Raw genomic sequence first — 23,850 nt, 5'->3', positions numbered from 1 at the left:
GCGAACCCTGGCTTCGCCGGACGCGGTGGCAGTGGGCATGATGATCGTCGTGGTCACGATCACGATCACGACCGTGGCCGTGACCACGACCATGGCCGTCGAACGACACCATGACGGTGACCGCCGCCGACCTGCCCCCCGCACCCGCACCACCCCTTCCGCCTTCGAGGAGACACCGTGACCACCCCGCCGCCCGCCCTGCTCATCGCCGGTCATGGAACCCGGGACGATGCCGGGGCCGAGGTGTTCCGCGACTTACTGCGCGAGCTGGGGCGCCGCCACCCCGGGCTGCCCGTCGGGGGCGGCTTCGTCGAGCCGTTCCGGCCGCCGCTGGGCGAGGCCGTGACCGCGCTCGTGGAGCACGGGGCACGGCGGTTCGTCGTGGTCCCGCTGGCATGGGAGCCCGCCGGGCGTGCCGAGGCGGACGTCGAGGCGGCGCTGGACCGCGTGCGGGAGCGGCACCCGGAGGTGTCGCACGGGCGCGGCCGTCCCCCGGGCCCGCACCCCACGCTGCTGAGCCTGTTGGAGCGACGGGTGGAGGAGGCTCTGGGGTCGCCCTCGCCGAGGGCCCCGGGCGACCGGGCCGATGTCACCGTCCTGCTCGTCGGGTACGGGTCCACGGACCCCGGGGCCAACGCCGAGGTGCACCGGGCTGCCCGGTTGTTGTGGGAGGGGCGCGGGTACGCGGGTGTGGAGACGGCGTTCGTCTCGATGGCCGCGCCGGACGTGCCGAGCGGTCTCGACCGGTGTGTGCGGCTGGGCGCGCGGCGGATCGTCGTCCTGCCGTACTTCCCGCTCGACGGCGGGCCGGCCGACCGGGTGCGGCAGCAGACCGAGGGCTGGGCTGCCGCACGTCCGGAGATCGCGGTACGGTCGGCCGATGTCATCGGCCCGGAGCCGGAGCTGCTCGATCTGATCGTTGAGCGGTACCGGGAGGCGCTGGAGGGCGACCCGTACATGAACCGCGATTCCCACGACGCCTCCGTACCCGGCGGCACTCCGCCCGGCGGGAACAGCCCGGGGCTGCCGCGACAGCCACACGCCCGTCCGGACGACGACGGGCACCACGGTCACGATCGACACCACTGGGGACACACGCACTCCCATGCACACTGAATCCGACTCCGGGAGCAGGCACGACCTGCGGAACACCCGTCATGGCCCGTCGCACACGGGTGACGACCCGTCGAACGCGGGTCATGACCTGCGCCATCACGGCGACGCCGAGGTGCGGGACGACGGGGCGAGGCTCATCGACCTCGCCGTGAACGTCCGGGCCGACACACCGCCCGCCTGGCTGCGTGAGCGGATAGCCGGGTCGCTGGCCGGGCTGGCCGCCTACCCCGACGGACGGGCCGCGCGGGCGGCGGTGGCGGCCCGGCACGGGCTGCCGGTCGAGCGGGTCCTGCTCACGGCGGGCGCCGCCGAGGCGTTCGTGCTGCTCGCCCGCGCCCTGAAGGTCCGTCACCCGGTGGTCGTGCACCCGCAGTTCACCGAGCCCGAGGCCGCGCTGCGGGACGCCGGGCACACCGTGGACCGGGTGCTGCTGCGGGAGTCGGACGGCTTCCGGCTGGACCCGGCGGCCGTACCGGAGGACGCGGACCTGGTGGTCGTAGGCAACCCGACCAATCCGACGTCGGTGCTGCACCCGGCGGAGTGCCTCGCCCGACTCGCCCGGCCGGGGCGGACGCTGGTCGTCGACGAGGCGTTCATGGACGCGGTGCCGGGTGAGCGCGAGGCGCTGGCCGGGCGGACGGACGTGCCCGGCCTCGTCGTCCTGCGCAGCCTCACCAAGACCTGGGGGCTGGCCGGGCTGCGGATCGGTTACGTCCTCGCCGCGCCCGGGACGATCGCCGAGCTGGAGCGGGCCCAGCCGCTGTGGCCGGTGTCGACGCCCGCCCTCGCGGCGGCCGAGGCGTGTGTCTCGGACCGGGCGCTGGCGGAGGCGGCCGAGGCGGCCGGTCGCCTCGTCGCCGACCGGGCCCATCTGGTCGCCGGGCTGCAGGAGTTCGCCCCCGACGGCCTGGTCGTGGCCGAGCCCGCCGAGGGCCCGTTCGTGCTGATCCGGCTGCCCCGCGCGACCGCCGTACGCCGGCATCTGCGCAGTCTCGGCTTCGCCGTCCGCCGCGGTGACACCTTCCCGGGGCTGGACGACGCGTGGCTGCGCCTGGCGGTCCGTGACCGGAGCACGGTCAACGGCTTCCTCCAGGCGCTGGACCGGGCGATGACGCTGGCGGACCGCTGAGCGGAGGGGCTCGGCGGTCCGCCGGCGGAACGAGCCGGGTGGTTCGGGTGCTACGGCGTCAGCGCTGCGGGGGTCAGCACTGCGAGCTGTGCTTGCAGTGCATCTTGACGCCCATCTTGTGGTTGAAGTCCTGCCACTTGCCGCGCGCGAACGACTTGTTGACGCTGTCCGGCACGGAGGGCTTGGCGACGTGGGCCCAGACGTGGAGCATCAGGTAGCCGGTCTTCTTCTCGTTGTAGAACTGGAAGTAGACCTTGGAGCCGGCGCCGTCGAAGTGGCCCTTCTGCGCGACGAAGTACCAGCCGTTCTTCATGCCCTTCGTGTAGAACTTCACCGGCGCGTTCCGGCAGCCGAAGGGCCCGGCCGCACAGGCCTTCAGCTTGATCAGCTGGCCCTCCTTGGGGTACTTCTTCGGCGCGTTCTTCACCGGGAACGTGCAGTTGAAGCACCGCTTCAGCTCCTGCATCGGCTCACTGGCCCTCCAGGGGCGGCCGATGTACTTGGCGTTGTTGGGCTTCACGTGGAAGCGCCAGTCGTAGAGCTTGCGGAGCTTCACGGCGGACGCGGCCCCGGTGTTCTTCTCCGCGACCGTCGCCCGGCTCTTCTTCACGACGGCGGCGTCGCCGTGGGCGGACGCGACGCCGGCCGGGGCGAGGACCGCGAGCATGGCGGCCCCCGCGACCGCCAGGTTCGACAGCTTGCGGATGAGGGGTGAGCGGGTGAGCACTGGATCTCCCTGGTGTCGGACGGACGTCTGGGACGGACGTGCGGTGCGCCACCAAGCTAGGGAGTTCACAGGTTCCCCCGACATTGTCACTTCGGGCACTGCCCCTGAGGGAGTGTCAGTGGGGTCGCCCGTACGGCGTCTGGGTCCCGCGGACCGACTCACGGGTGCCGTCCGGGAAGCGGATGTCCACGCCTCCGTGGGCGTCGACCCCGGCGCTCGCGCCGGTGTGCGGCGTGTGCGGGTCGCCGCTGAGCAGGACGAGGGTGACCAGGAGGGATTCGGTCCCGCCGGGCGCCGTCCGTCCTTCGAGGACGGGCGTCGCCGAGTGGTGCCCGTAGGCGTTCGTCCCGACGGCCCCCACGACCCTTCCGGGGCCGTCGCCCCAGCCGTGCAGGCCCACCAGCGCGCTGGTCAGGCCGTCCGCGCGGCGGGCCAGCGCCCAGCCCGGGCCGGACGTCCCCTCGGGCGGCCCGTCGCCGTCGGCCACGGCCCAGCCCCCTTCGCGTACGGGCGTGCCGGCCGGCGCGTGGACACGGTGCACCCGCACCTCCCAGGGGCCGTGCACCACGCTGACCGTCTCGATCCCGTCGCCGTCCTCGCCGCCGTACCGGGACGCGGCGCGGCGGCCCTCGGTGCCCAGGGGACGGATACGGCCTCGGGGGGAGGGTGTGCCGTCGGGTGCGAGCAGGGCGAGGTGGTTGTCGGGGCCCGTCGGGGTCTCCGGTGCCGTGGCGCTGGAGTAGGCGAGCCGGGCGTAGTGCGGGCTGTCGTCGGCGGTGGCGGGCGGGGGCGGCAGCCGGTCGCTGCCGTGGTTGACGAGCCGTACGAGGCCGTCGGCGGCCGTGGTGTGCAGCAGCCAGCCGGGGCCGGGCAGGGCGAGCGTGGTGTCGGCGGTGTCGATCGGCGCGGGCTCCTCCCGCGCGGTCCACACGGGGTGGCTCTCGGGCAGGAGCAGGCCGAGGAAGGCCTTGCTCGCCCAGTACGGGGAGGCGGGGCCCGAGTAGCGCTGGGTGACGGGGAGGAAGGGCCGGTACCAGCCCAGGGTGAGCAGGCCCCGCTCGTCGGGCACCCCCCGCTCAGCGAAGTGCCTCAGGGCCCCGGAGGCGAGCCGACGGGTCCGGCCCGGCGGCAGGGGTGTGGCGTCGGCGAGGGCGCCCGCCCACAGCGGGGCGGTGGTCGCGAAACGGTAGGTGAGGGAGCGGCCCTGGTGGACCGGAGCCCCGTCGGCGCCGAAGAAGTGCTGGTGGGCGGCGAGGAACTCGCGCAGCCGCCCGCGGTGCCGGGCCACCGCCGCCGCGTCCGCCCGTGGACCCGCGATCCGCGCCCACAGCACCGGATACAGGTGCAGCGCCCAGCCGTTGTAGTAGTCGAACTTCCGCCCGTCGCCGTCGGTGTACCAGCCGCCGCCCCGGTACCAGTCCTCCAGCCGGGCGAGGCCCGCGTCGATCTCGGCGCGGCTGTGCGGGGCGCCGACCGAGGCGAGGAACTCCTCCGTGATCACCTGGAAGAGCCGCCAGTTGGAGTCGTTGACGTCCGCGCCGACGAACCCGCCCAGCCAGTCGGCGACCCGGCCGCGCACCCCGTCGTCGAGCCGGTCCCACAGCCAGGGACGGGTCTCGTGCAGGGCGATCGCGATCGACGCGGCCTCCACCATGGGCTGCGCCCGGTCCGTGATCGCCGGCCACCGCTCGTCACCGCCGGCGGGGTCGGTCCCGGCGGCGAGCCCGGCCGCGTACCGTTCGATCAGCGCGGGCCCGACCCGCCCCCGCGAGCCCGCGATCCGAAAGGCGGCGAGCAGGAAGGACCGTGCGAATCCCTCCAGCCCGTCGGACAAGGGGCCGGAGTGGCTGGCCCGCCCGGGCAGCCGGTACTGCGCCAGGCCGGGTGAGGCATAGGGCACGATCCCTTCGAGCAGCCGGTCGGCGAGCGCCTCCCAGTGGGCACGGGTCCAGCCCGTGAGGGGGGAGAGGAGAGAGTCGGTGGGCGGAAGCGTCGAGGTGTCGGCGGGTGACATGTGCGGCGCGGTCATACGGGGTCGCGACCTCCGGTGAGTTGTGGACAGAGAGCGGTGCGCGCCCCGTCAGGGGCGCGGGGAACTGCGCGACCAGCCGCGAACAACCCGCACTGTCACGACGGCCCCCTCGGCGGAGCCACCGGCGGAGCCACCGGCGGAGCCACACTCCGCCGCACGACGATGTGCGTGCCCAGCACATGCCGCCCCCCTACCCCCCGCTCGGGATCCCGCAGAGCGATCCGCACCGCCGCCCGCCCCAGCTCCTCCGCCGGGGTGCGCACCGTCGTGAGCGGCGGATCGAAGTCCTCGGCCAGCGGGATGTCGTTGTACCCGACCACCGAGATGTCGTCGGGAACCCGAAGCCCGGATTCGGCGATCGCGCGGAGCGCCCCCGCCGCGACCATGTCGTCCCCCGCGAAGACGGCCGTGAACTCCCGTGTCTCCTTGAGTAGTTCGGTCATCGCGCGGAGCCCCGCAGGGCGGCCGAGGCCGCAGTTCACGACCCGCGCGGCCTCGGGCGGCAGCCCGTGCTCCGCCAGCGCGGCCCGGTAGCCCGCGACGCGGGCGTCGAGCGCCGTGTTCCCGGGCAGCCCGCCGAGGAAGACGATCCGGCGGTGTCCGGCCGACAGCAGGTGCCCGGTGATCGCCCGCGCGCCGGCCTCGTTGTCGAACTCGACGACCAGCGCCGGGATCGCGGGATCGGGGGCCGGCCGCCCGCACAGCACGAGCCGGGCCCCGGAGGCGTCCAGGGCCTGCGCGTACTGGGCCACGCGCGAGCGGTACGCGTCGTCCTCGACGACCCCGCCGACCAGGATCACCAGCCGCGCCCCCTCCTCGCGCATCAGCCGTACGAAGTCCATCTCCCGCTGCGGGTCTCCCCCGGTCGCGCCGACCACGCACAGCCAGCCCCGGTCGGCGGCCTCCGCCTCCACGCCCTCGGCGACCTGGGCGTAGAAGGGGCTGGTGACCTGGCGGACGACGACGGCGGCCATCTTGCGGCCGCCGCCGACCAGGGCGCGGGCGTGCGCGTTGGCGACGTAGTCGAGGTCGCGGGCGGCGCGCAGGACGCGGGCCCGGGTGGTGGCGGGCACCGGATGGTTGCCGCTGAGCGCGCGGGAGGCGGTGGCTGTCGACACCCCCGCCCGCACGGCGACCTCCCGGATCGTGACCCGGCCTCTGGCCGCCGGGTCCTTGGGCTCCGTCTCCTCGGGGCCCGGCGCCCCGGAGAGCGGTTCCTTCCGCGCCGGGGCCTTGAGTTCCGTCTCCTCGGACGCCATGTCGTTCCCCATCCCCCGCGTCTCCTGTTCCGCTGCCGTCGGCCGCAGGCCGTCGCTCATGTGTTGGCCGCGTAGTCCTTCGCGAACTCCTCGGCCATTCTGTCGCCGCCCCGCTGCCGCCACTTCTTCACGGTCGCGTCCCATTCCGAGAGCGGGAGCCGCCCGGCGACGATGCCGGTGATCGTGTCCTCGACGAGGGCCTTGAGCGTGGCTCCCTGGGAGTTCTTGGTGGCCGACTGGAGCCCGAAGGAGGCGTTGCGGATGGCGTGCGGCACGACCTCGCGCTGCCAGGAGTGCAGGGCCCGTACGGCGTCCGGCATGCCCGGTACGAACAGCACCTGCGGGCCTTCGGCGAGGTACTTCAGCGGCAGGTTGGTGTTGTTCTCGACCTCGCCGACCTTGCTGACCTGCGGGGAGCCGTCCTTGGCGCGGGTGAAGTGGGTGCCCTCGACGCCGTAGTGGACGAGTTCCCACTCCTCGCTGCCGAAGGGCGCGGCGAGATAGTCCAGGATGCGCAGCAGCAGTTCGATCCGTTCCTTCTTCGCCTTCTTCAGGACCGTGTAGCCGAAGGAGCGACGGGCGGCGACGATTCCGCCGGGCTCACCGCCGACGCTGTACGGCAGGGCGGCCGCGGGGGTCAACTTGCCCTTGCTCTCGCGGTATTTGGGGAGGTAGGCGCCGAAGCCGTCCTGCATCGAGCCGACCGTGCCGTTGTAGTAGAGCGTGGTCAGGTCGATCTGGGAGACGGAGGTGGCGTCGGGGTGGTACGAGCCGTCCTGGCGCAGCCGTGCCTGGAAGGCGATGGCCGCCTTGAAGCGCTCGTCGGCCCAGGCGGGCTCGAAGGCGCCGCCCTTGGTCACGGACCACTCCATGGGGGCGTTGTGGGCCGCCGCGTGGACGGCGTTGCCGAAGAGGGAGCCGGCCGCGGCGCCGAGGGCGTAGGCGCGCCCGCCGGTGGCCCGTTTCGCGACGGCGGCGAAGTCGTCGGCGCTCCAGCCCTCCCGCATGCCCGCGTCGGTGAACATGCCCTGGTTGAGCCAGAGCGTGGAGCCGGGCAGCGGGCGCTCCAGCGGGATGCCGTAGAGGAGGCCGCCGATGCGGCCCATGTCCCGCCAGGCGTGGGTGGGGATGTTGGCCAGGTTCGGGTAGGCGCCGATCGCGTCGCCGGAGAGGTACGGCGTGAGGTCCTCGGCCCGGCGCCGGACGAACTCGGCCTCGCGGGGCAGGACGAAGCCGGAGAAGACGTTGATGATGTCCGGCAGGGTGTCCGGGTCGCCCGCCATCACCGTCGCCATCTTCTTCTGGTAGTCGGCCTGGGGGACGATCGTGTACTCGATCTTCACCCCGAGGGCCTTCTCGACGGCCGCCCAGAACCGGTTGGCGGAGGCGGGCTTCGGGGGCGTGCCGAACGACACGGACAGCACCTTGACCGTGGAGCCGTCGCCCGGGGTGCGGGAGACGGATCTGGCGAGGTCGGCGGGGTAGGCGGTGTAGCCCGCCTGGACGCCGGCCTCGGTGGGCGCGAGGTCCGGCTTGGGGCCCCGCGCGGGTGTGTACGTCGGCCAGGGCGCGAGCTTCTTGCCCGCGTTGGAGACGTCGCTGTCGCCGGAGCTCGTGGAGCAGGCGGTCAGCACGCCCGGGACGGAGGCGGCGGCCAGGGAACCGAGCAGAGTGCGTCGGGACATGCTGGGCATGGGTGAACCCCTCGTGTCGGCCTGAATCGGCGTGGGTCAGCTCTTGATGGCGCCGGTGAGCACGCCCTTGGTGAAGTACTTCTGGAGGAAGGGGTAGACGAGCAGGATCGGTACGGTGGCGATCACCAGCACCGCCATCTGCACGGTCTGGGGCGCGGTGACCGTGCCCTCTCCGGTCGTCGCGTCGGTGAGCCCGGAGCCGGCCACCACATAGGTGCGCAGGACCTGTTGGAGGGGCCAGTGGTCGCTCTCCAGGTAGAGCGAGGCGTAGAACCAGGAGTTCCAGTACGCCACCGCGTAGAACAGCCCGACGACGGCGAGCGCGGCCTTGGACAGCGGCAGGACGACGGAGAACAGCACCCGCCAGTCCCCCGCGCCGTCGAGCCGGGCGGCCTCGTACAGCTCCTCGGGGATGCCCTGGAAGAAGCCGCGCAGGACGACGAGGTTGAAGACGTTGACGAGGACGGGCAGCACCAGGGAGGCGTAGCTGTCCAGCAGGCCCAGCTCCTTGACCAGCAGGAAGCTCGGGATCATGCCGGGTGGGAAGAGGAACGTGAACAGGATGAGCAGCAGGGCCGGCCGGCCTCCGAGGACCCCGGGGCGGGAGAGCGCGTAGGCGAGGGTGACGGTGCAGGCCAGGCTGAGCAGGGTGCCGACGGCCGTCACCCCCGCGCTGACGCCGAGGGCGTGGGTGACGATGCCGCCGTCGAGGATGTCGCGGTAGGCGTCGAGGCTGGGCTCGGTCGGCCAGAGGACCCAGCCGCCGTTGGCCACGACCTCGTCGGTGGAGGCGAGGGAGGTGGAGACGATGACGAGGAACGGCACGCAGACCAGGAGGACGACGGCGGCGAGGGCGACGGCCTTGGCGGCCTGGGTCAGCGGTTTCGGCTTCTCCAGCCAGCCGGGCCGGACGTCGGTACGGGAGCCGGCGCGCCCGGCGGGACGGGTGCGGGCAGTGCCACCGGTGCGGGCGCTCACTTGTAGACCCCCTGTTCGCCGAGACGGTGGGCGACCTTGTTGGCGGCGTACACGAGCAGCGCGCCGATGACGCCCTTGAACAGGCCCGCGGCGGCGGCGAATCCGTAGTCGCCGCCGACGACGCCCTGGTAGTAGACGAAGGTGTCGATGATCTCGGCGGCCTCGGGGCCGACCGCGTCGCGCTGGAGCAGCATCTGCTCGAAGCCGACGGAGAGGATGTCGCCGAGCCGCATGATGAGCAGCAGCACGATCACCGGGCGGATGGCGGGCAGCGTGACGTGCCAGAACCGCCGCCAGGGGCCCGCCCCGTCGATCGCGGCGGCCTCGTACTGCTGCTCGTCGACCTGGGCGAGGGCGGCGAGGAAGATGATCGTGCCCCAGCCCGCGTCCTTCCAGATGACCTGGGCGACGGTGAGCGGCCGGAAGGCGTCCGGGTTGCCGATGATGTCGACGGTGCTCAACCCCATGCCGTCGAGGGAGGAGTTGAGCAGTCCGGTGTCGCCGAGCACCTGCTGGAACAGGGCGACGACGATCACCCAGGAGATGAAGTGCGGCAGGTACGCCACCGACTGCACGAAGCGGCGGACGCTGCTGAAGGTCAGGCTGTGCAGCAGCAGGGCGAGGCCGAGCGGCACGGGGAAGTAGAAGACGAGCTGGAGGACGGCGATCCAGAGGGTGTTGAGGACGGCCGCCCAGAACGCCCCGTCGTCGAACATCCGTCGAAAGTTGTCCACGCCGACCCAGGGGCTGCCCCAGATGCCGTCGAACGGGACGTATTCCTTGAACGCGATGAGGTTGCCGGCCAACGCGCCGTAGTGGAACAGGAGGAAGTAGGCGAGGCCGGGGAGCATGAGCAGCAGGAGAGCCCGGGAACCCCGTTCTCGCCTCCGTCCCTGAAAACCTTTTCGTCCCGGCGGTGCGCCGTTCGCACGACGACGATCCCGTCCAACCTCCTCTTTACCTGTGCGTTCCCGTAGTACAACGGCCACGGGTCCCCCTCACGTCTCGAAGTCGGAGTGAGGGGAAGTTAAAACGTTTTCAATGGCCGGTCAACAGCCCTGACACAGAAGGGCCGTTGACCTGGTGACCGGATCCGGCCGACCCGCCGCCGCGGCTTCACACCGCCCCACCGGTCCGTACAGGACTTCTTCGCAACGTTCGCAGTCCGGAACTCGCCCCTTCATTTGACATGTCATTGACATGGCTTTGGGGGGCCTTGGTAGACAGTTGCGCCCGGCGATTCCTGTGCGACCCCTGTGCTCACGGGGAACAAGGAGCCCTTCATGGCAGCCTTAGACCACACCCGCGTCCGTACCCGCCTCCGCCGCGTCCGCCTGCGCCGTTTCCGCCTCCGCGCCGCCCTGGTCGGCACCGTGGCGACGGCCCTGATCATCAGCGGCGCCCCCGCCACTCCCGCCACAGCCGGCGAGAAGAGACCCGCGGCCGCGGCCGAACCCGACACCAGCGATCCCCGCGAGGGCTGGAGACCCGCCAGCGAACTCGCCGAGGACGAGGACGAGGACGACCCGGGCGTCCTGGAGCGCCTCTTCGGCGACGACGAGGACGGCGAGGAGATCGACCGGGGCGACGACCAGGAACCGCCCCGCATCGGCCTGGACCGCTCACGGGGCTCGTCCTCCCTGACCCACCGCGGCGTCACGGGCGACACCGACGGCGTCCGCATCGCCGCGCCCCGTACCACACACGCCACCGGCGCCGACCTCGCCTGGAGCGCGTACCGGGGCAAGGACCTGCGGGAGTACGAGGTCCACCGCGCCACGAGGAAGGACTTCACCCCGACCGACGAGACCCTCCTCGCCCCCGTCGACCGCGACACCCGGACCTTCGCCGACCGCACGGCGCCCCCGGCGCTCGACGGCGGCGGCGGCAAGGACAAGACCAAGGCCGAGGCCGAGGACAGGACCAAGGGCAAGGGCAAGGGCAAGGGCAAGGGCAAGGGCAAGGGCAAGACCTACCACTACCGGATCGTCGTCCGCACCCAGCAGGGCAGGCTGCTGGCCGGCCCCGCCCGCACGGTGGAACTGCCCCCGCTGGGCCAGGTCGCCGAAGGGGCGAAGCTGCTCGCCGCCCCCGAGGGGGAGACCTACTTCCTGCCGTACACCCCGGCGCGGATGATCCCCGGCGAGAAGGCCACCGTCGAGGCGACCCTCACCAACACCACGGACACGGTGTGGAAGAAGGGCGAGCGCGTCCTGTCGTACCGCTGGACACTGGACGGCAGGGACGTCACCCATCTCCTCAACAAGGACGCGACACCGCTGCCCGAGGACGTGCCGCCGGGCGAGACGGTGACCTTCGACGCGGAGCTCAAGGCCCCGGTCCTGGTCGACCCGCTCGACAAGCGGCTCACCTTCGGCCTGGAGTGGGACCTGCGGGAGAAGGCCACCGGCGACTGGCTGTCCGAGACGGACGGGGTGCCGCCCTCCGCGCACCAGGTCACCGCCGAGTACCCGACCTCCGACCAGCTCGGTCTGGAGGACTTCCACTCGTACGCCGGCAAGAACACCGGCGCGGGCTCGGCGCTGATGAGCAATCTTCACGCGGGCAACGCGGTGTGGTCGTACAACGCCTTCTCCAACCCGTCGCTCGGCTTCTCGACCTTCCTGCGGCTGGCCTACAACTCGCAGGACGCGTCCAGCACTCCGGCCGGTTTCGGCTGGTCGCTGCAGGCCGCCTCACCGGTCCGGCTGGGCACTGCGCTGGACTTCCACCCCACCGCGCTGCTGCCCAAGCAGATCACGCTGACCGACGGCGACGGCACCAGCCATGTCTTCAGCAAGAACAAGAAGGGCGAGTGGGACTCCCCCGCCGGCGTCCACTTCCGGGTCAGGCAGCTGGAGAAGGACTGTCTGCTCCACCCCCACCAGCGCGAGGCCTGGGAGTTCCTGCGCCCGGACCGCACCCGGTTCCTCTTCGACTGCCAGGGCTTTCCGAGCGCCCAGGTGGACAAGAACGGCAACCGGATGGAGTTCACGTACGAGGAGCGGCTGCTCGGGCACCCGTCCAAGCTGCTGAAGTACGTCACCGACGCCGAGGGCAGGCGCACACTCACCGTCGACTACTGGGAGAAGGGCGAGGCGTACTCGTACGTCGACAAGGACGGGAAGGTGAAGGAGGGCAAGCATCTCCTCAATCCGTTCATCATCGACAAGGTTCGGTCGGTCACCGACATCTCCGGGCGCCGGGTCGACCTCACCTTCACGGAGAAGGGCCTGCTGGCGCGGCTGACGGACGGCGCGAACGCCGAGGACAAGCTGCGCAAGGTGTTCAGGTTCGAGTACGGCAAGGAGTTCGACCACCCCGGCGTGAAGCTGGTCCAGGTCACCGACCCTCGCGGCAACTCCTCGAAGGTCGACTATGTCGGCCCGCACGACGACAAGGACCAGCTGCACTACCTGGGGTACACCAAGACGGTCACGGACCGGCTCGGCGGTGTGACCGAGTACCACTACAAGGACCCCGACGGCCATGACGGCAAGGGGACCGAGACGGTCGTCACGGACGCCGAGGGCAACCCGTCCACCCAGTCGATGGACGGCTACGGCCGTCCGGTGAAGCTCACCGACGCCAAGAAGCGGACCACGAAGCTGGGTTGGGACGCGGACAACAACGTCACGCGTCTGGAGGAGAACAACGGCGCCGCCCGCACCTGGAAGTACGACCCGAAGACGGGCTACCCGCTGGAGAGCCGGGACGCGGAGTCGGTGAAGAACGACCGGCCCGCCGCCACGCTCACCTACGCGACCGGTGAGAACGGCTATATCGCCGACCTGGTGCGCCGGGTCTCCCCGGAGGGCCGTACCTGGCGGTTCGGCTACGACGGACGCGGCAACATGACCTCGGTCACCGACCCGAAGGGCGTGGAGAGCGAGCCCGCGGACGACTACACCTCCACCAACGCCTACGACGCGCGGGGACGGCTCGTCTCCGCGACCGACGCGGGCGAGCACACCACGAAGTTCGAGGACTACGACCCGTCCGGCTATCCGCGGGTGATCGTCGACGCCCTCGGCAACCGCACGCTGACGACGTACGACGTGCGCGGCAACGTCACCGAGGTCGAGGAGGCCGACGGGGCGACGACCACGCAGACGTACGACCTGTTCGGGCGTCCGCTGGAGAACCGCAGGCCGAAGGACCAGCAGGCCGGCGAGTTCATCGTCACGCCCGCGCCGCAGTACGACAGGAACGACAACACCCTCGTCTTCACCGCCCCCAACGGGGTGTCGAGCACCAGCGAGTTCGACGCCGCCGACCAGCTGCTGAAGTCCAGCCAGCCCGGCGACGAGGAGGGCGCGCCCGCACGGGTGTCGACCTTCACGTACGACAAGGCCGGCAACCAGCTCACCTCTACGGAGCCCAAGGGCAACCTGACCGAGGAGCCCGGCGACTTCACCTCGACGACCAGGTACGACGAGGTCTACCAGCCGATCGAGGCGGTCAACGCGGCCGGCAAGCGCGCCTCGGCCGTCTACAACGACGTCGGTGACCTGGTGAAGGTCGTCGACGCCCGCAAGAACGAGACCGACGACCCCGACGACTACACCACCAAGTTCCGCTACGACCTGGACCACCGGCTGCTGGAGACCACCGACGCGATCGGCAAGTCGACGACCAGCACCTACGACTGGGACGGTCTGACCACCGCCACCACCGACGCGGACGGCAACCGCACCGAGCTGGTCCTGGACGCCCGCGCCGCCCTGGTCGAGGCGCACGTTCCGCACGACGACGGCGTCACACGCAAGACCCGCTTCGAGTACGACGAGGTCGGCAACCAGACCCGGGTCATCACCCCGCGGGGCATGGAGACCGAGGACCCGAAGGACTTCGCCACCGAAACCGTCTACGACGAGCTGAACCGCGTCAAAGAGACCCTGAGCCCCTTCGACCCGGACGACGACCGCTACAACACCCCCGACCGGACGACGTACGAGTACGACGCGCTGAGCAGGCTGAAGAAGGTCAGCGCCCCGCCGTCCGAGGGCCAAAGCGTCCGCAACGAGACGGAGTACACCTACTTCGACACCGGCTGGATCAAGACGTCGGTCGACGCCTTCGACATCAAGAACACCTACCGGTACAACGACCTCGGCCAGCAGATCCAGAACACCCTGAGCAGCGCGGGCGATTCGGTCTCCCGCACCCTCAACTCCTCCTTCTACCCGAGCGGCGCCCTCAAGTCCCGCTCGGACGACGGGGTCCCGGTGGGCCTTCAGGTCGCCCTGGTCGACAACAGCGACATCAACAACACGGCGCAGCAGGGCACGTGGGCCGCGGTCGACGCCGAGGGCTCGTACGGCTACGACGCGCAGACGCACGCGCCCGGTGCGGGCGAGGACCGCTTCGTCTGGCAGCTGACGATCCCGCAGGCCGGCGACTACACGGTCTACGTCCGGTACCCGAAGGTCGACGGGGCGGCGAAGGACGCCGCGTACGAGATCAAGCACAAGGACGGCACCGAGACCAAGACCCTCGACCAGAGCGAACTCCCCGGTGAGTGGCGCTCCCTGGGCAAGTACGCCTTCGCCGAGGACACCGGTCAGGCCATCACCCTCACCGACAAGGCGACCGGCACGGTGGTCGCGGACGCGGTCCGGCTGGTCCGCGACTACGAGGGCGACACCGACAACGAGAAGAAGGACTTCTCCTACCGGTACGACGCCAACGGCAACCAGGTCGAGATCACCGACAACAGCCCCGGCGTCGAGACCGACCGCTACACCCTGGCCTACGACGAACTCAACCAGCTCACCGAGGTGGTGGAGCACGACGGCGACAGCGTCCGCGACAAGACGGCCCTGACCTACGACGCCAACGGCAACACGCTCACCACCACCCACGACCTGACCTGGAGCAAGCTGGACTACGACCCGCTGGACCGGGTCGAGCGCATCACCAACGCGTCGTCGCCGACGGCGGACGACCGCCAGATCACCTCGGTCGAGTACACGGCCCGGGGCGAGCTGGCGAAACAGACGAAGCCGAACGGCAACGTCCTGACCGTCGACTACTACCTCGACGGCACGACGAAGAAGACCACGGAGCGGCAGTCCGACGACACCCTCGTCGCCGAGCACGCCCTGAAGTACAACGCCAACGGCCACAAGGTCGAGGACGTCCTGAAGCTGATGGACGCGGACGACCACGGCTCCACCATCGACAACACGTACGCGTACACGTACGACCCGCAGGACCGCATCGCCAAGGTCGCGAAGACCGGCGACGACGAGAAGACGGAGGAGTACCGGCACGACGCGGCCGGAAACGTGGTCTGGCAGACGGTCGACGACACGACCACCACCCACCGCTACGACCGCAACCGCCTCCTGACCTCCACGGCGGACGGCGCGTCCTCGACGTACAACTACGACCCGCTGGGCCGCCTCGACACCGTCTCCTTCGGCGGCGAGACGATCCAGAAGTACCGCTACGACGGCTTCGACCGTCCGGAGTCGATCACGTCGGGCACCGGTGACGCGGCTCGGACGACCCGTCTGACGTACGACGCGTTCGACCGCACGGTGAAGGAGGCGGTCGGCAGCGGCGACGACGCGAAGACCACCCTCTTCACCTACCTGGGCATCACCTCGAACTCCCTGCGGGAGGAGGTGACGGACGAGGGCGTCACGTCCTTCCAGTACGCCTCCTGGGGGCAGAAGCTCACCCAGATCAAGGACGAGGAGGACAAGGACCCGGAGACCACGCAGTACCTCTACCACCCGCACGGTGACGTGGAGGCGCTGACCGACAAGGACGGCGACACCAAGACCACGTACGGCTACACGGCGTACGGCAAGAACGACACGGCCCAGTTCACGGGCGCGGACAAGCCGGGCGCGGGTGGCGAGGCCGCGGAGCCGTACAACTCGTACCGCTTCAACGCGAAGCGCTACGACACGGCGTCCGGCACGTACGACATGGGTTTCCGCACCTACGACCCGGGCCTGAACCGCTTCCTCACCCGTGACATGTACGGCGGGGCCCTGGCCGACATGGGTCTGACCATGGACCCGTACACCGGCAACCGCTACGCGTTCGCCGGCGGCAACCCGATCTCCTTCATCGAGATCGACGGCCACCTGTTCGGCCTCTCCTGGTCCGACATCGGCCACGCCGCCCTGGACGTGGTCGGCCTGATCCCGGTCGTGGGCGAGGTCGCGGACCTGGCCAACTGCGGCTGGTACGCGGCCGAGGGCGAGTACGTCGACGCGGCCCTCTCCTGCGCCTCGGCGATCCCGTTCGCGGGGTACGGGGCGACGGCGGCGAAGGCGGCACGGTACGGCGACAAGGCGTTGGACGCGATCGACACGGCGAGCGACACGGCCCGGGCGGCGGACAACGTGGCGGACGCGGGACGGGCGGCGGACACCCCGCCGACCGGCGGCACCCCGGACGCCCCCACCACCCCGAAGGACCCGGCCCCGGCCGACCCCGCCCCTGCACCGGCCAACCCGGCACCCGCTCCGGCACCGGCCCCGCCGAAGGCCCCGGACACGCCGCCGGCCAGCGGCGCTGCCTGCCAGCTGGCGAACAGTTTCGTCCCGGGCACCCAGGTACTGATGGCCGACGGCACCACGAAGGCCATCGAGGACGTCGAGACCGGTGACAGGGTCGCCGCCTCCGACGTGGAGACGGACGATGCTCAGAGCCGCACCGTCACCCGTACGATCGAGGGTGACGGCACCAAGCGGCTGGTCACGATCACCGTCGACACCGACGGTCGCGCGGGTGACGGCACCTCCACGATCACGGCCACCGACGGTCACCCGTTCTGGCGGCCCGACCTGGGTCTGTGGGTCGACGCCGGCGAGCTGCGGCCGGGCCAGTGGCTGAGCACGGGCAGCGGCAGCTGGATCCGCGTCACAGCCGTCGAGGAGCGGTCGGCACGGGCGACGGTGCACAACTTCACCGTCGACGGTCTGCACACCTACTTCGTGCTGGCGGGCGCGACACCGGTCCTCGTCCACAACGTCGGCCGGCAGGAGTGCATGGCCGAGGTCTCCTCCATGAACAAGGTGACCTCGGGCATCCTGGACATCCAGGTCGACGAGGTGCCCTTCGCCAGTGGTCCGAACTCCGGCGGGTTCATCGACGACATCGCCCGGGTGCCGGGCATGACCGCCGAGAACTTCCATCACGTCGAGATGCAGGCCGCCGCGTACATGCGGTTGAACGAGATCGGACAGGGAGTCCTCTACATCAATCATCCGCGCGGTGTCTGCGGATTCTGCAGCGGGCGGGCCTACGGGGGTGGCGTCAACATCGAGGACGCGCTGCCGCCCGGTGCGCAGCTGTGGGTGGTGGCGGCGGGGCTGCCGACGAGGAGGTTCACCGGAAACGCCAGGTGAGTCGGGCCCCGCGTCAGAACGGGAGGTCGTCGGCGCTGACGTCGGCCGACGGCCTCCGGTCCGCACCGGCGGGGACATAGCTCTCCAGGCTTGAGCGGTATCGCCGGACATCCGCGCCGGCAGCCACGGCGACGGTCAGCATCCAGCTCGGCTCGCCGCCGTCGGGCACATATCCGGCGGGCGGTGGAGCGACCCTGGCCAGGGCGTCCTCTCCGCAGTACAACCGGGCCGAGGGGCTCTCGTTCGCGAACGGAGGGAACGGCAGGGCGGTGAAAGCGGTCAGCGCGTCCCGGAGGACCGGTTCCGGCACCACCGCGGAGAACTTGGAGTCCGCGCCGAGCATCGCCTCGCGCACGGTGGAGTGCAGCAGGAACCCCTCCAGCGGCTCTCCGGAGTCCCGCCAGAGATCCGAGCCCAGCTCCCTGACATGGACCGGGTGTCCTTCCTGGGCCGGATCGACCGCCCAGTGGTAGCCCCCCTGGTTCTCGACCCAGAAGACGATCATCCCGTCGTCGGATCTCTCCAACTCGGCCAACGGAACCGGGTATTCCTGGAAGACGACGTCCACACCGGTCGCCGCCGCCGCCTCGTGCCAGTCGATCAGCTCCAGCGGAATGCCCGGAACCGACGGACCGGCGGGAAGAGCCCCCCGCGCCCCCTCGCCACCGCGTCCGTACCAGCGGGCCAGGAACGATCTGACGCTGTCACGCCGGGGATCCGTCAGCTCTTCCATGCCGGAATCCTAGGACACCTCACCCGACGACCCGACCGTTCAGCACCGCCCTCGACGGCGCCCCCAGCACCCGTACGTCCGTGCGGGGGTCCTCGCCGTAGACGACCAGGTCCGCCGGGGCGCCCTCGGTCAGGCCGGGGCGGCCCAGCCATTCGCGGGCGTGCCAGGTGGTCGCCGCGAGGGCCTCGACGGGTGGGATGCCGGCCTTGACCAGTTCCGCCACCTCCGCCGCCACCAGGCCGTGCGCCAGGGAACCGCCCGCGTCCGTGCCGACGTAGACCGGGATGCCCGCGTCGTAGGCGTTGCGCACGGTGTCGTAGCGGCGGGCGTGGAGGCGGCGCATGTGGGCGGACCAGGTCGGGAACTTGGTCTCGCCGCCGGCCGCCATGGACGGGAAGGTGGCGATGTTGACCAGGGTCGGGACGATCGCGACGCCTCGGGAGGCGAAGAGGGGGATCAGGTCGTCCGTCAGGCCCGTCGCGTGCTCGATGCAGTCGATGCCCGCCTCGACGAGGTCGCGGAGGGACGACTCGGCGAAGCAGTGGGCCGTCACGCGGGCGCCCAGGAGGTGCGCCTCCGTGATCGCCGCCTCGACCGCCTCCCGCGGCCAGCACGGCGACAGGTCGCCCAGCCCCCGGTCGATCCAGTCCCCCACCAGCTTCACCCAGCCGTCCCCGCGCCGGGCCTCCTGGGCCACGTACGCGACCAGTTCGTCCGGCTCGATCTCGTGGGCGAAGTTGCGGATGTAGCGGCGCGTGCGGGCGATGTGGCGGCCGGCCCGGATGATGTTCGGCAGGTCGTCGCGGTCGTCGATCCAGCGTGTGTCGGAGGGGGAGCCCGCGTCGCGGATCAGGAGGGTGCCCGCGTCGCGGTCGGTGAGGGCCTGTTTCTCCGCCTCGTCGGCGTCGACCGGGCCCCCGGGGCCCAGGCCGACGTGGCAGTGCGCGTCGACGAGGCCGGGCAGCGCCCAGCCCTCCACCGTGCGGACGTCGCGGACGGTGGAGGGACGGTCGTAGGAGATCCGCCCGTCCACCACCCACAGCTCGTCGCGGACGTCCTCGGGCCCGACCAGCACCCGGCCCTTCACATGCAGCACCGGCTCATCGCTCATGGACCGCAGACTAGTCACCCGACTGGTCGGCCTTGCCCACCTGGTCCGACGTCTCCTCCTCCACGTCCGCCATCGCCGGGTCGAGCAGGCGGGAGAGGAAGTGGCGGGTGCGCTCGTGCCGGGGGCTGCCGATGACCTGGGCCGGGGTGCCGTCCTCGACGATCACGCCGTCGTCCATGAAGACGACGCGGTCGGCGACCTCCCGGGCGAACGTCATCTCGTGGGTCACCACCATCATCGTCATGCCCTCGTTCGCGAGCATGCGCATGACCGCGAGGACGTCGCCGACGAGTTCCGGGTCGAGCGCCGACGTCGGCTCGTCGAAGAGCATCACCTCGGGGCCCATCGACAGGGAGCGCGCGATGGCCACGCGCTGCTGCTGGCCGCCGGAGAGCGAGGCCGGGTAGGCGGTCGCCTTCTCGGACAGACCCACGCGTTCCAGGTTCTCGGCGGCCACCCGGGCCGCCCGTGCCTTGTCCCGCTTGAGGACCCGGCGCTGCGGCAGCGTGAGGTTCTCGGTCACCGTGAGGTGCGGGAAGAGGTTGAACTGCTGGAAGACCATGCCGATGCGGCGGCGTACGGCGTCGATGTCGACGTCGGGGTCCGTCAACTCCGTACCGCCGACGAAGACCTGGCCCTTCGTCGGCTCCTCCAGGAGGTTCACACAGCGCAGCAGGGTCGACTTCCCGGAGCCCGACGGGCCGATGACGCACACCACCTCGCCGCGCCCGATCTCCAGATCGATGCCCTTCAGCACCTCGTTGGCGCCGAACGACTTGTGCAGGCCTCGGACCTCGATCTCCGCCCTGGTACTCATTTCACGGCCTCCTGGGCCTTCGCCTCCATACGGCGCACGACGAAGCCGAGCGGGATGGTCACCAGCAGGTAGCACAGGCCGGCGACCAGGATCGGCGTGGAGTTGGCGGTGGTGCTGGCCAGGTCACGGCCGTACTTGGACAGTTCGCGCTCCTCCAGCGTGACACCGAGGAAGAGGACGAGCGAGGAGTCCTTGAACAGCAGGACCAGTTCGTTGGTGAGCGGCGGCAGGATGATCCGGAACGCCTGCGGGATGATGATCGAGACCATCGCGCGGGCGGGCGAGAAGCCCAGCGAACGGGCCGCCTCCAGCTGCCCCTTGGGGACCGCCTGGATGCCCGCGCGGATCGTCTCCGCCATGTACGCGGCGGCCACCAGACCGAGCGCGAGCGCCACCTTGCCGTACGTGCCGCCGGGGATCTCCGTGCCGGGGAAGGCCAGCGGCACGGCGACGCCGATGAAGATGAAGATCAGCAGGGCGGGCAGGCCCCGGAAGATCTCGATGTACACGCCGGCGAACCAGCGGTACGGGCCCACCGACGACAGCCGCATCAGCGCGATGACCATGCCGAGGACGAGACCGAACACGAAGCCGGACAGCGTGTAGAGGACGGTGTTCTTCAGCGCCAGCGTGATGACGTCGGGGAACATCTGCTCGGCGATGTCCCACTGGGCGAACTGGTTCTTCAGCCGGGCCCAGTCCGCCGACACCGCGAAGGCGACGACGGCGGCGACGAACAGCACGTACTGCGCGCCCCGCGAGAGGGCGCGCCTGCGGCTCCGGCTGAGGCCCTTCCGCTTCGGCTGGAGCGGTGTGTCGGGGTCGGTCACGCTCATGAGGCGGACGGGGAGGCGGAGGCGGCGCTCTCGTCGTACGGGCCGATCCACTGCTCGTACAGCTTCTTGTACGTGCCGTCGGACTTGGCGTCCGCGAGGGCCTTGTTGACGGCGTCGAGGAGCTTGGTGTTGCCCTTCTTGACCGTGAAGCCGTACTCCTCGCCGGTGTTGATCTGCTCGGCGACCGTGTAGGCGTCGGCGAGCTCCGCGCTCTTCAGCCAGCCCTGGACCACGGGGTAGTCGATCACGACGGCGTCGACCTGGCCGGTGCGCAGGCCGTTGAGGACGGCGTCGGAGGACTCGAAGGAGACCGGGTCGAGGCCCTGGCTCTTGGCGTAGTCCTCACCGGTGGTCTGTGCCTGGGTGCCGACCTTGTGGTCCCCGTCGCCCTTGAGGTCGGCGAAGGAGCCGATGTCGGCCTTCTTGGCGGCGAGGACGGCCTGGGTGGCCTCGAAGTACGGGTCGGAGAAGTCGACGTTCTTCTTGCGCTCCTCGGTGATCGTCATGCCGGCCGCGGCGAGGTCGCACTCACCGGAGTTCAGGAAGGCGCCCGTCTTGAAGTTCTCGAAGGGGGTGTCGAGGATCTCCTGCTTCACCCCCAGGTCGTCGGCGACGAGGTCGATCAGGGACACGTCGAAGCCCTGGACCTTGCCGTCGATCTCCGACTGGAACGGCGGGTACGGGAGGTGGGTGCAGGTCGTCAGCTGACCGGCCTTCACCAGCTCGACCCCGCCGGCCGCGGTCTTGGTGCCGCCGCTGCCGCCGTCGTCCGAGGAACAGCCGGCCACGAGCAGCAGTCCGGCCGCGGCGGTGGTGGCGGCGAGGATGCGGGTCCGGCGTCCGGGGACCGAGTTCACGGGGAGACCTCCTGTGGGGGAACTGAGACAACCGATGATAAGGAAATGTTTGGCTTGCTCAAACTATTCCGATGGCTACCGGGCCGTCTGACCTCCGATGTCGCCGGCGAGGGGCGCGCGGGTGCCGTCGGTACCCTCGACACCATCTACCCCGTCTGTGAAGAGAGCACCCCGTGACACACCCGTTTCTGGATCTGGCCCCGCTGAGCGCGTCGCACTTCGCCTCGATCGAGAACCGGGTGGCCCGGCTGCTCTCCACCGAGCAGGACGTCGTGATCACCCAGGGCGAGGCGCTGCTGCCGCTGGAGGGCGCGATCCGCGGGGCCGCCGGGCCCGGCACGACCGCGCTGAACGTGATCACCGGGCCGTACGGGCAGACCTTCGGGGACTGGCTGCGGGACTGCGGGGCGACGGTCGTCGACCTGGCGGTGCCGTTCCACTCGGCGGTGACGGCCGAGCGGATCCGCGACGCCTTCGCCGAGCACCCGGCGATCGACTTCGTGTCGCTGGTGCACGCGGAGGCGGCCACCGGCAACACCAACCCCGTGGCGGAGATCGGTGAGGTCGTCCGCGCGCACGGCGCCCTGTTCTACCTGGACGCGGTGGCCTCCGTCGGAGCCGAGCCGGTCCTGCCGGACGCGTGGGGTGTCGACCTGTGCGTCATCGGGGCGCAGAAGGCGATGGGCGGGCCGGCCGGGGTGTCGGCGATCTCCGTGAGCGAGCGGGCGTGGGCGCGGATGGCGGCCAACCCGCGGGCGCCGCGCCGCTCGTACCTCTCCCTCCTGGACTGGAAGGAGAGGTGGATCGACGGCGGCCGCCGGGCCCTCCTGCACGCGCCCGCCCAGTTGGAGATGCTCGCCCTGGAGGCCTGCCTGGAGCGCGTCGAGGCGGAGGGGCTCGACACGGTGATGGCGCGGCACGCGTCCGCCGCCGCGGCGACCAGGGCGGGGGCGCTCGCGCTGGGCGGGGGCCTGGAGCCGTACGTGCGTGAGGCGGCCGACGCGGCGCCGGTGGCCACGACCCTCCGGGCACCCGCCGGGGTCGACGCGGCGGAGCTGGTGGCCAAGACGCTCGCCAAGGATCCGGCGCTCCCGCTGGCCGCCGGCGGCGGGGCGCTCGCCTCGGAGATGATCCGCGTGAACCACTACGGCCCCGACGCGACCCCGGACGTCGTGCGCTCCGCCCTCGCGGGGCTGGGCGCGGCGCTGGCGGAGTTCGGCGCCGCGGTCGACCCGGAGGGGGCCGGGCGAGCGGCGGCGGAGGCCTGGGCGTAGAAAGCCCGCTCCATCGGCGGGGGAAATGCGATCGGCTTTTCCGGCAGGAATACAATGGAATTCCCAGAACAGGATCCCGTATCCTTCTGCCCGCTCTCCCCTCGCTTAAACGCAAAGGTTTCGCGAACACTGGCGGGGCCGATTCGAGCAGAAGTCGTGAGGGTTACGTACGTGTGACCGACTCCACAACGTGCCCTTTTTGTGCGGTAATTTACGGGCGAAACCGGCCATACCGACCAGGTAACCGCAGGTTCCTCACGCCCGCGTGATAACACGTGAACGGCCCATGCGTAACCCCGTGCGGCGATGCAATTCGAATTTCCCATGGGTAAATTCAAGCCTCATGACTGCCGCACAAGCAGAACCACTGACAGAAATCGCGGAAGGGATTCGGATCGACCGCCCGGACGTGTCGGACGGCGCGTCGCTGTGGCGCATCGCCGGCGACTCCGGAGCCCTGGACCTGAACTCCTCGTACAGCTATCTGCTGTGGTGCCGGGACTTCGCGGACACCTCGGCGGTGGCGCGGGACGAGTCCGGGGAGCCGGTCGGGTTCGTGACCGGATATGTGCGGCCGGAGCGACCGGACACCCTGCTGGTGTGGCAGGTGGCCGTCGACGAGGCGCACCGGGGGCTCGGACTCGCGGGCGCGCTGCTGGACGGGCTCACCGCCCGGGTCGCGCGACGGCACCCCCTGACCACCGTCGAGACGACGATCACGCCCGGCAACACCGCGTCCGAGCGCCTGTTCGCCGCGTACGCCGAACGGCACGGCGCGAGCGTCGAGCGCACGGTCCTGTTCGAGGCGGGGGACTTCCCGGACGGCCCGCACCAGCCCGAGGTGCTCCACCGCATCGGCCCGCTGTCCCCCTGAGGCCGCCGCCCGTCCGGTCTCCCGCCCGCCCGGGTTCTCTC

The 23,850-nt window shown here is 70.9% G+C and carries 16 protein-coding genes; 5 read left to right on the top strand and 11 right to left on the bottom strand.

What is annotated here, in order from left to right:
* The first annotated feature begins 177 nt into the window (after positions 1-177).
* Positions 178-1,116, top strand: a complete 939-nt coding sequence (locus RM704_RS18210; protein WP_033529171.1) for a sirohydrochlorin chelatase — start codon at positions 178-180, stop codon at positions 1,114-1,116.
* On the top strand, positions 1,106-2,245 hold the full coding sequence (cobC, locus tag RM704_RS18205) for an Rv2231c family histidinol phosphate aminotransferase CobC (protein WP_078937247.1): 1,140 nt from the start codon (positions 1,106-1,108) through the stop codon (positions 2,243-2,245). Before RM704_RS18210 ends, cobC begins: the two co-directional genes overlap by 11 nt.
* Positions 2,246-2,318: 73 nt before the next feature.
* On the opposite strand, the gene RM704_RS18200 is transcribed toward cobC, so the two are convergent.
* The 6 genes from RM704_RS18200 to RM704_RS18175 all read right to left on the bottom strand — a co-directional run bounded on the left by RM704_RS18200 (position 2,319) and on the right by RM704_RS18175 (position 9,786).
* Complete coding sequence (locus tag RM704_RS18200; RefSeq protein ID WP_033529170.1) at positions 2,319-2,972, bottom strand: hypothetical protein; 654 nt, start codon at positions 2,970-2,972, stop codon at positions 2,319-2,321.
* Between the two features lie 115 nt (positions 2,973-3,087).
* Entirely contained in the window at positions 3,088-5,001 is a 1,914-nt protein-coding gene (locus RM704_RS18195; RefSeq protein ID WP_033529169.1) for a DUF2264 domain-containing protein, read from the bottom strand.
* A gap of 98 nt (positions 5,002-5,099) precedes the next feature.
* Positions 5,100-6,323, bottom strand: a complete 1,224-nt coding sequence (locus tag RM704_RS18190; protein ID WP_311590827.1) for a LacI family DNA-binding transcriptional regulator — start codon at positions 6,321-6,323, stop codon at positions 5,100-5,102.
* On the bottom strand, positions 6,320-7,957 hold the full coding sequence (locus RM704_RS18185; protein WP_033529168.1) for an extracellular solute-binding protein: 1,638 nt from the start codon (positions 7,955-7,957) through the stop codon (positions 6,320-6,322). Before RM704_RS18185 ends, RM704_RS18190 begins: the two co-directional genes overlap by 4 nt.
* A gap of 36 nt (positions 7,958-7,993) precedes the next feature.
* Positions 7,994-8,854 carry a carbohydrate ABC transporter permease gene (locus tag RM704_RS18180; RefSeq protein ID WP_033529246.1) on the bottom strand — a complete coding sequence of 287 codons (861 nt, stop codon included), beginning with the start codon at positions 8,852-8,854 and terminating at the stop codon, positions 7,994-7,996.
* Positions 8,855-8,931: 77 nt separating this feature from the next.
* Entirely contained in the window at positions 8,932-9,786 is an 855-nt protein-coding gene (locus RM704_RS18175) for an ABC transporter permease (protein WP_033529167.1), read from the bottom strand.
* 432 nt (positions 9,787-10,218) lie between these two features.
* Between RM704_RS18175 and RM704_RS18170 the strand changes: the two genes are divergently transcribed.
* Entirely contained in the window at positions 10,219-17,307 is a 7,089-nt protein-coding gene (locus RM704_RS18170; protein WP_052146207.1) for a golvesin C-terminal-like domain-containing protein, read from the top strand.
* A gap of 13 nt (positions 17,308-17,320) precedes the next feature.
* Here RM704_RS18170 and RM704_RS18165 read toward each other — a convergent pair whose 3' ends face one another.
* The 5 genes from RM704_RS18165 to RM704_RS18145 are packed head-to-tail and all read right to left on the bottom strand — an operon-like array spanning position 17,321 to position 21,661.
* Complete coding sequence (locus tag RM704_RS18165; protein ID WP_033529166.1) at positions 17,321-18,040, bottom strand: hypothetical protein; 720 nt, start codon at positions 18,038-18,040, stop codon at positions 17,321-17,323.
* 19 nt (positions 18,041-18,059) lie between these two features.
* Complete coding sequence (locus tag RM704_RS18160) at positions 18,060-19,151, bottom strand: amidohydrolase family protein (protein ID WP_033529165.1); 1,092 nt, start codon at positions 19,149-19,151, stop codon at positions 18,060-18,062.
* Between the two features lie 10 nt (positions 19,152-19,161).
* Complete coding sequence (locus RM704_RS18155) at positions 19,162-19,968, bottom strand: amino acid ABC transporter ATP-binding protein (protein WP_033529164.1); 807 nt, start codon at positions 19,966-19,968, stop codon at positions 19,162-19,164.
* Positions 19,965-20,798 (bottom strand): amino acid ABC transporter permease, encoded by an 834-nt coding sequence (locus RM704_RS18150; protein WP_033529163.1) that lies wholly within the window; start codon positions 20,796-20,798, stop codon positions 19,965-19,967. Before RM704_RS18150 ends, RM704_RS18155 begins: the two co-directional genes overlap by 4 nt.
* A 2-nt stretch (positions 20,799-20,800) precedes the next feature.
* A complete protein-coding gene (locus RM704_RS18145) occupies positions 20,801-21,661 on the bottom strand; it encodes a transporter substrate-binding domain-containing protein (protein WP_033529162.1) in 861 nt (286 codons plus the stop codon).
* A gap of 173 nt (positions 21,662-21,834) precedes the next feature.
* Between RM704_RS18145 and RM704_RS18140 the strand changes: the two genes are divergently transcribed.
* Both RM704_RS18140 and ectA read left to right on the top strand, forming a co-directional pair.
* Entirely contained in the window at positions 21,835-22,935 is a 1,101-nt protein-coding gene (locus RM704_RS18140; protein ID WP_033529161.1) for a pyridoxal-phosphate-dependent aminotransferase family protein, read from the top strand.
* 343 nt (positions 22,936-23,278) lie between these two features.
* Positions 23,279-23,809 carry a diaminobutyrate acetyltransferase gene (gene ectA, locus RM704_RS18135; RefSeq protein ID WP_192829732.1) on the top strand — a complete coding sequence of 177 codons (531 nt, stop codon included), beginning with the start codon at positions 23,279-23,281 and terminating at the stop codon, positions 23,807-23,809.
* Positions 23,810-23,850: the final 41 nt, after the last annotated feature.

Origin of the sequence: Streptomyces gottesmaniae, from assembly GCF_031845845.1 — a bacterium.
In the GTDB taxonomy this organism is placed as follows: Bacteria; Actinomycetota; Actinomycetes; order Streptomycetales; family Streptomycetaceae; genus Streptomyces; species Streptomyces akebiae.
The sequence above is the reverse complement of the archived record's forward strand: the minus strand, read 5'-3'. Positions and strand labels throughout refer to the sequence as shown.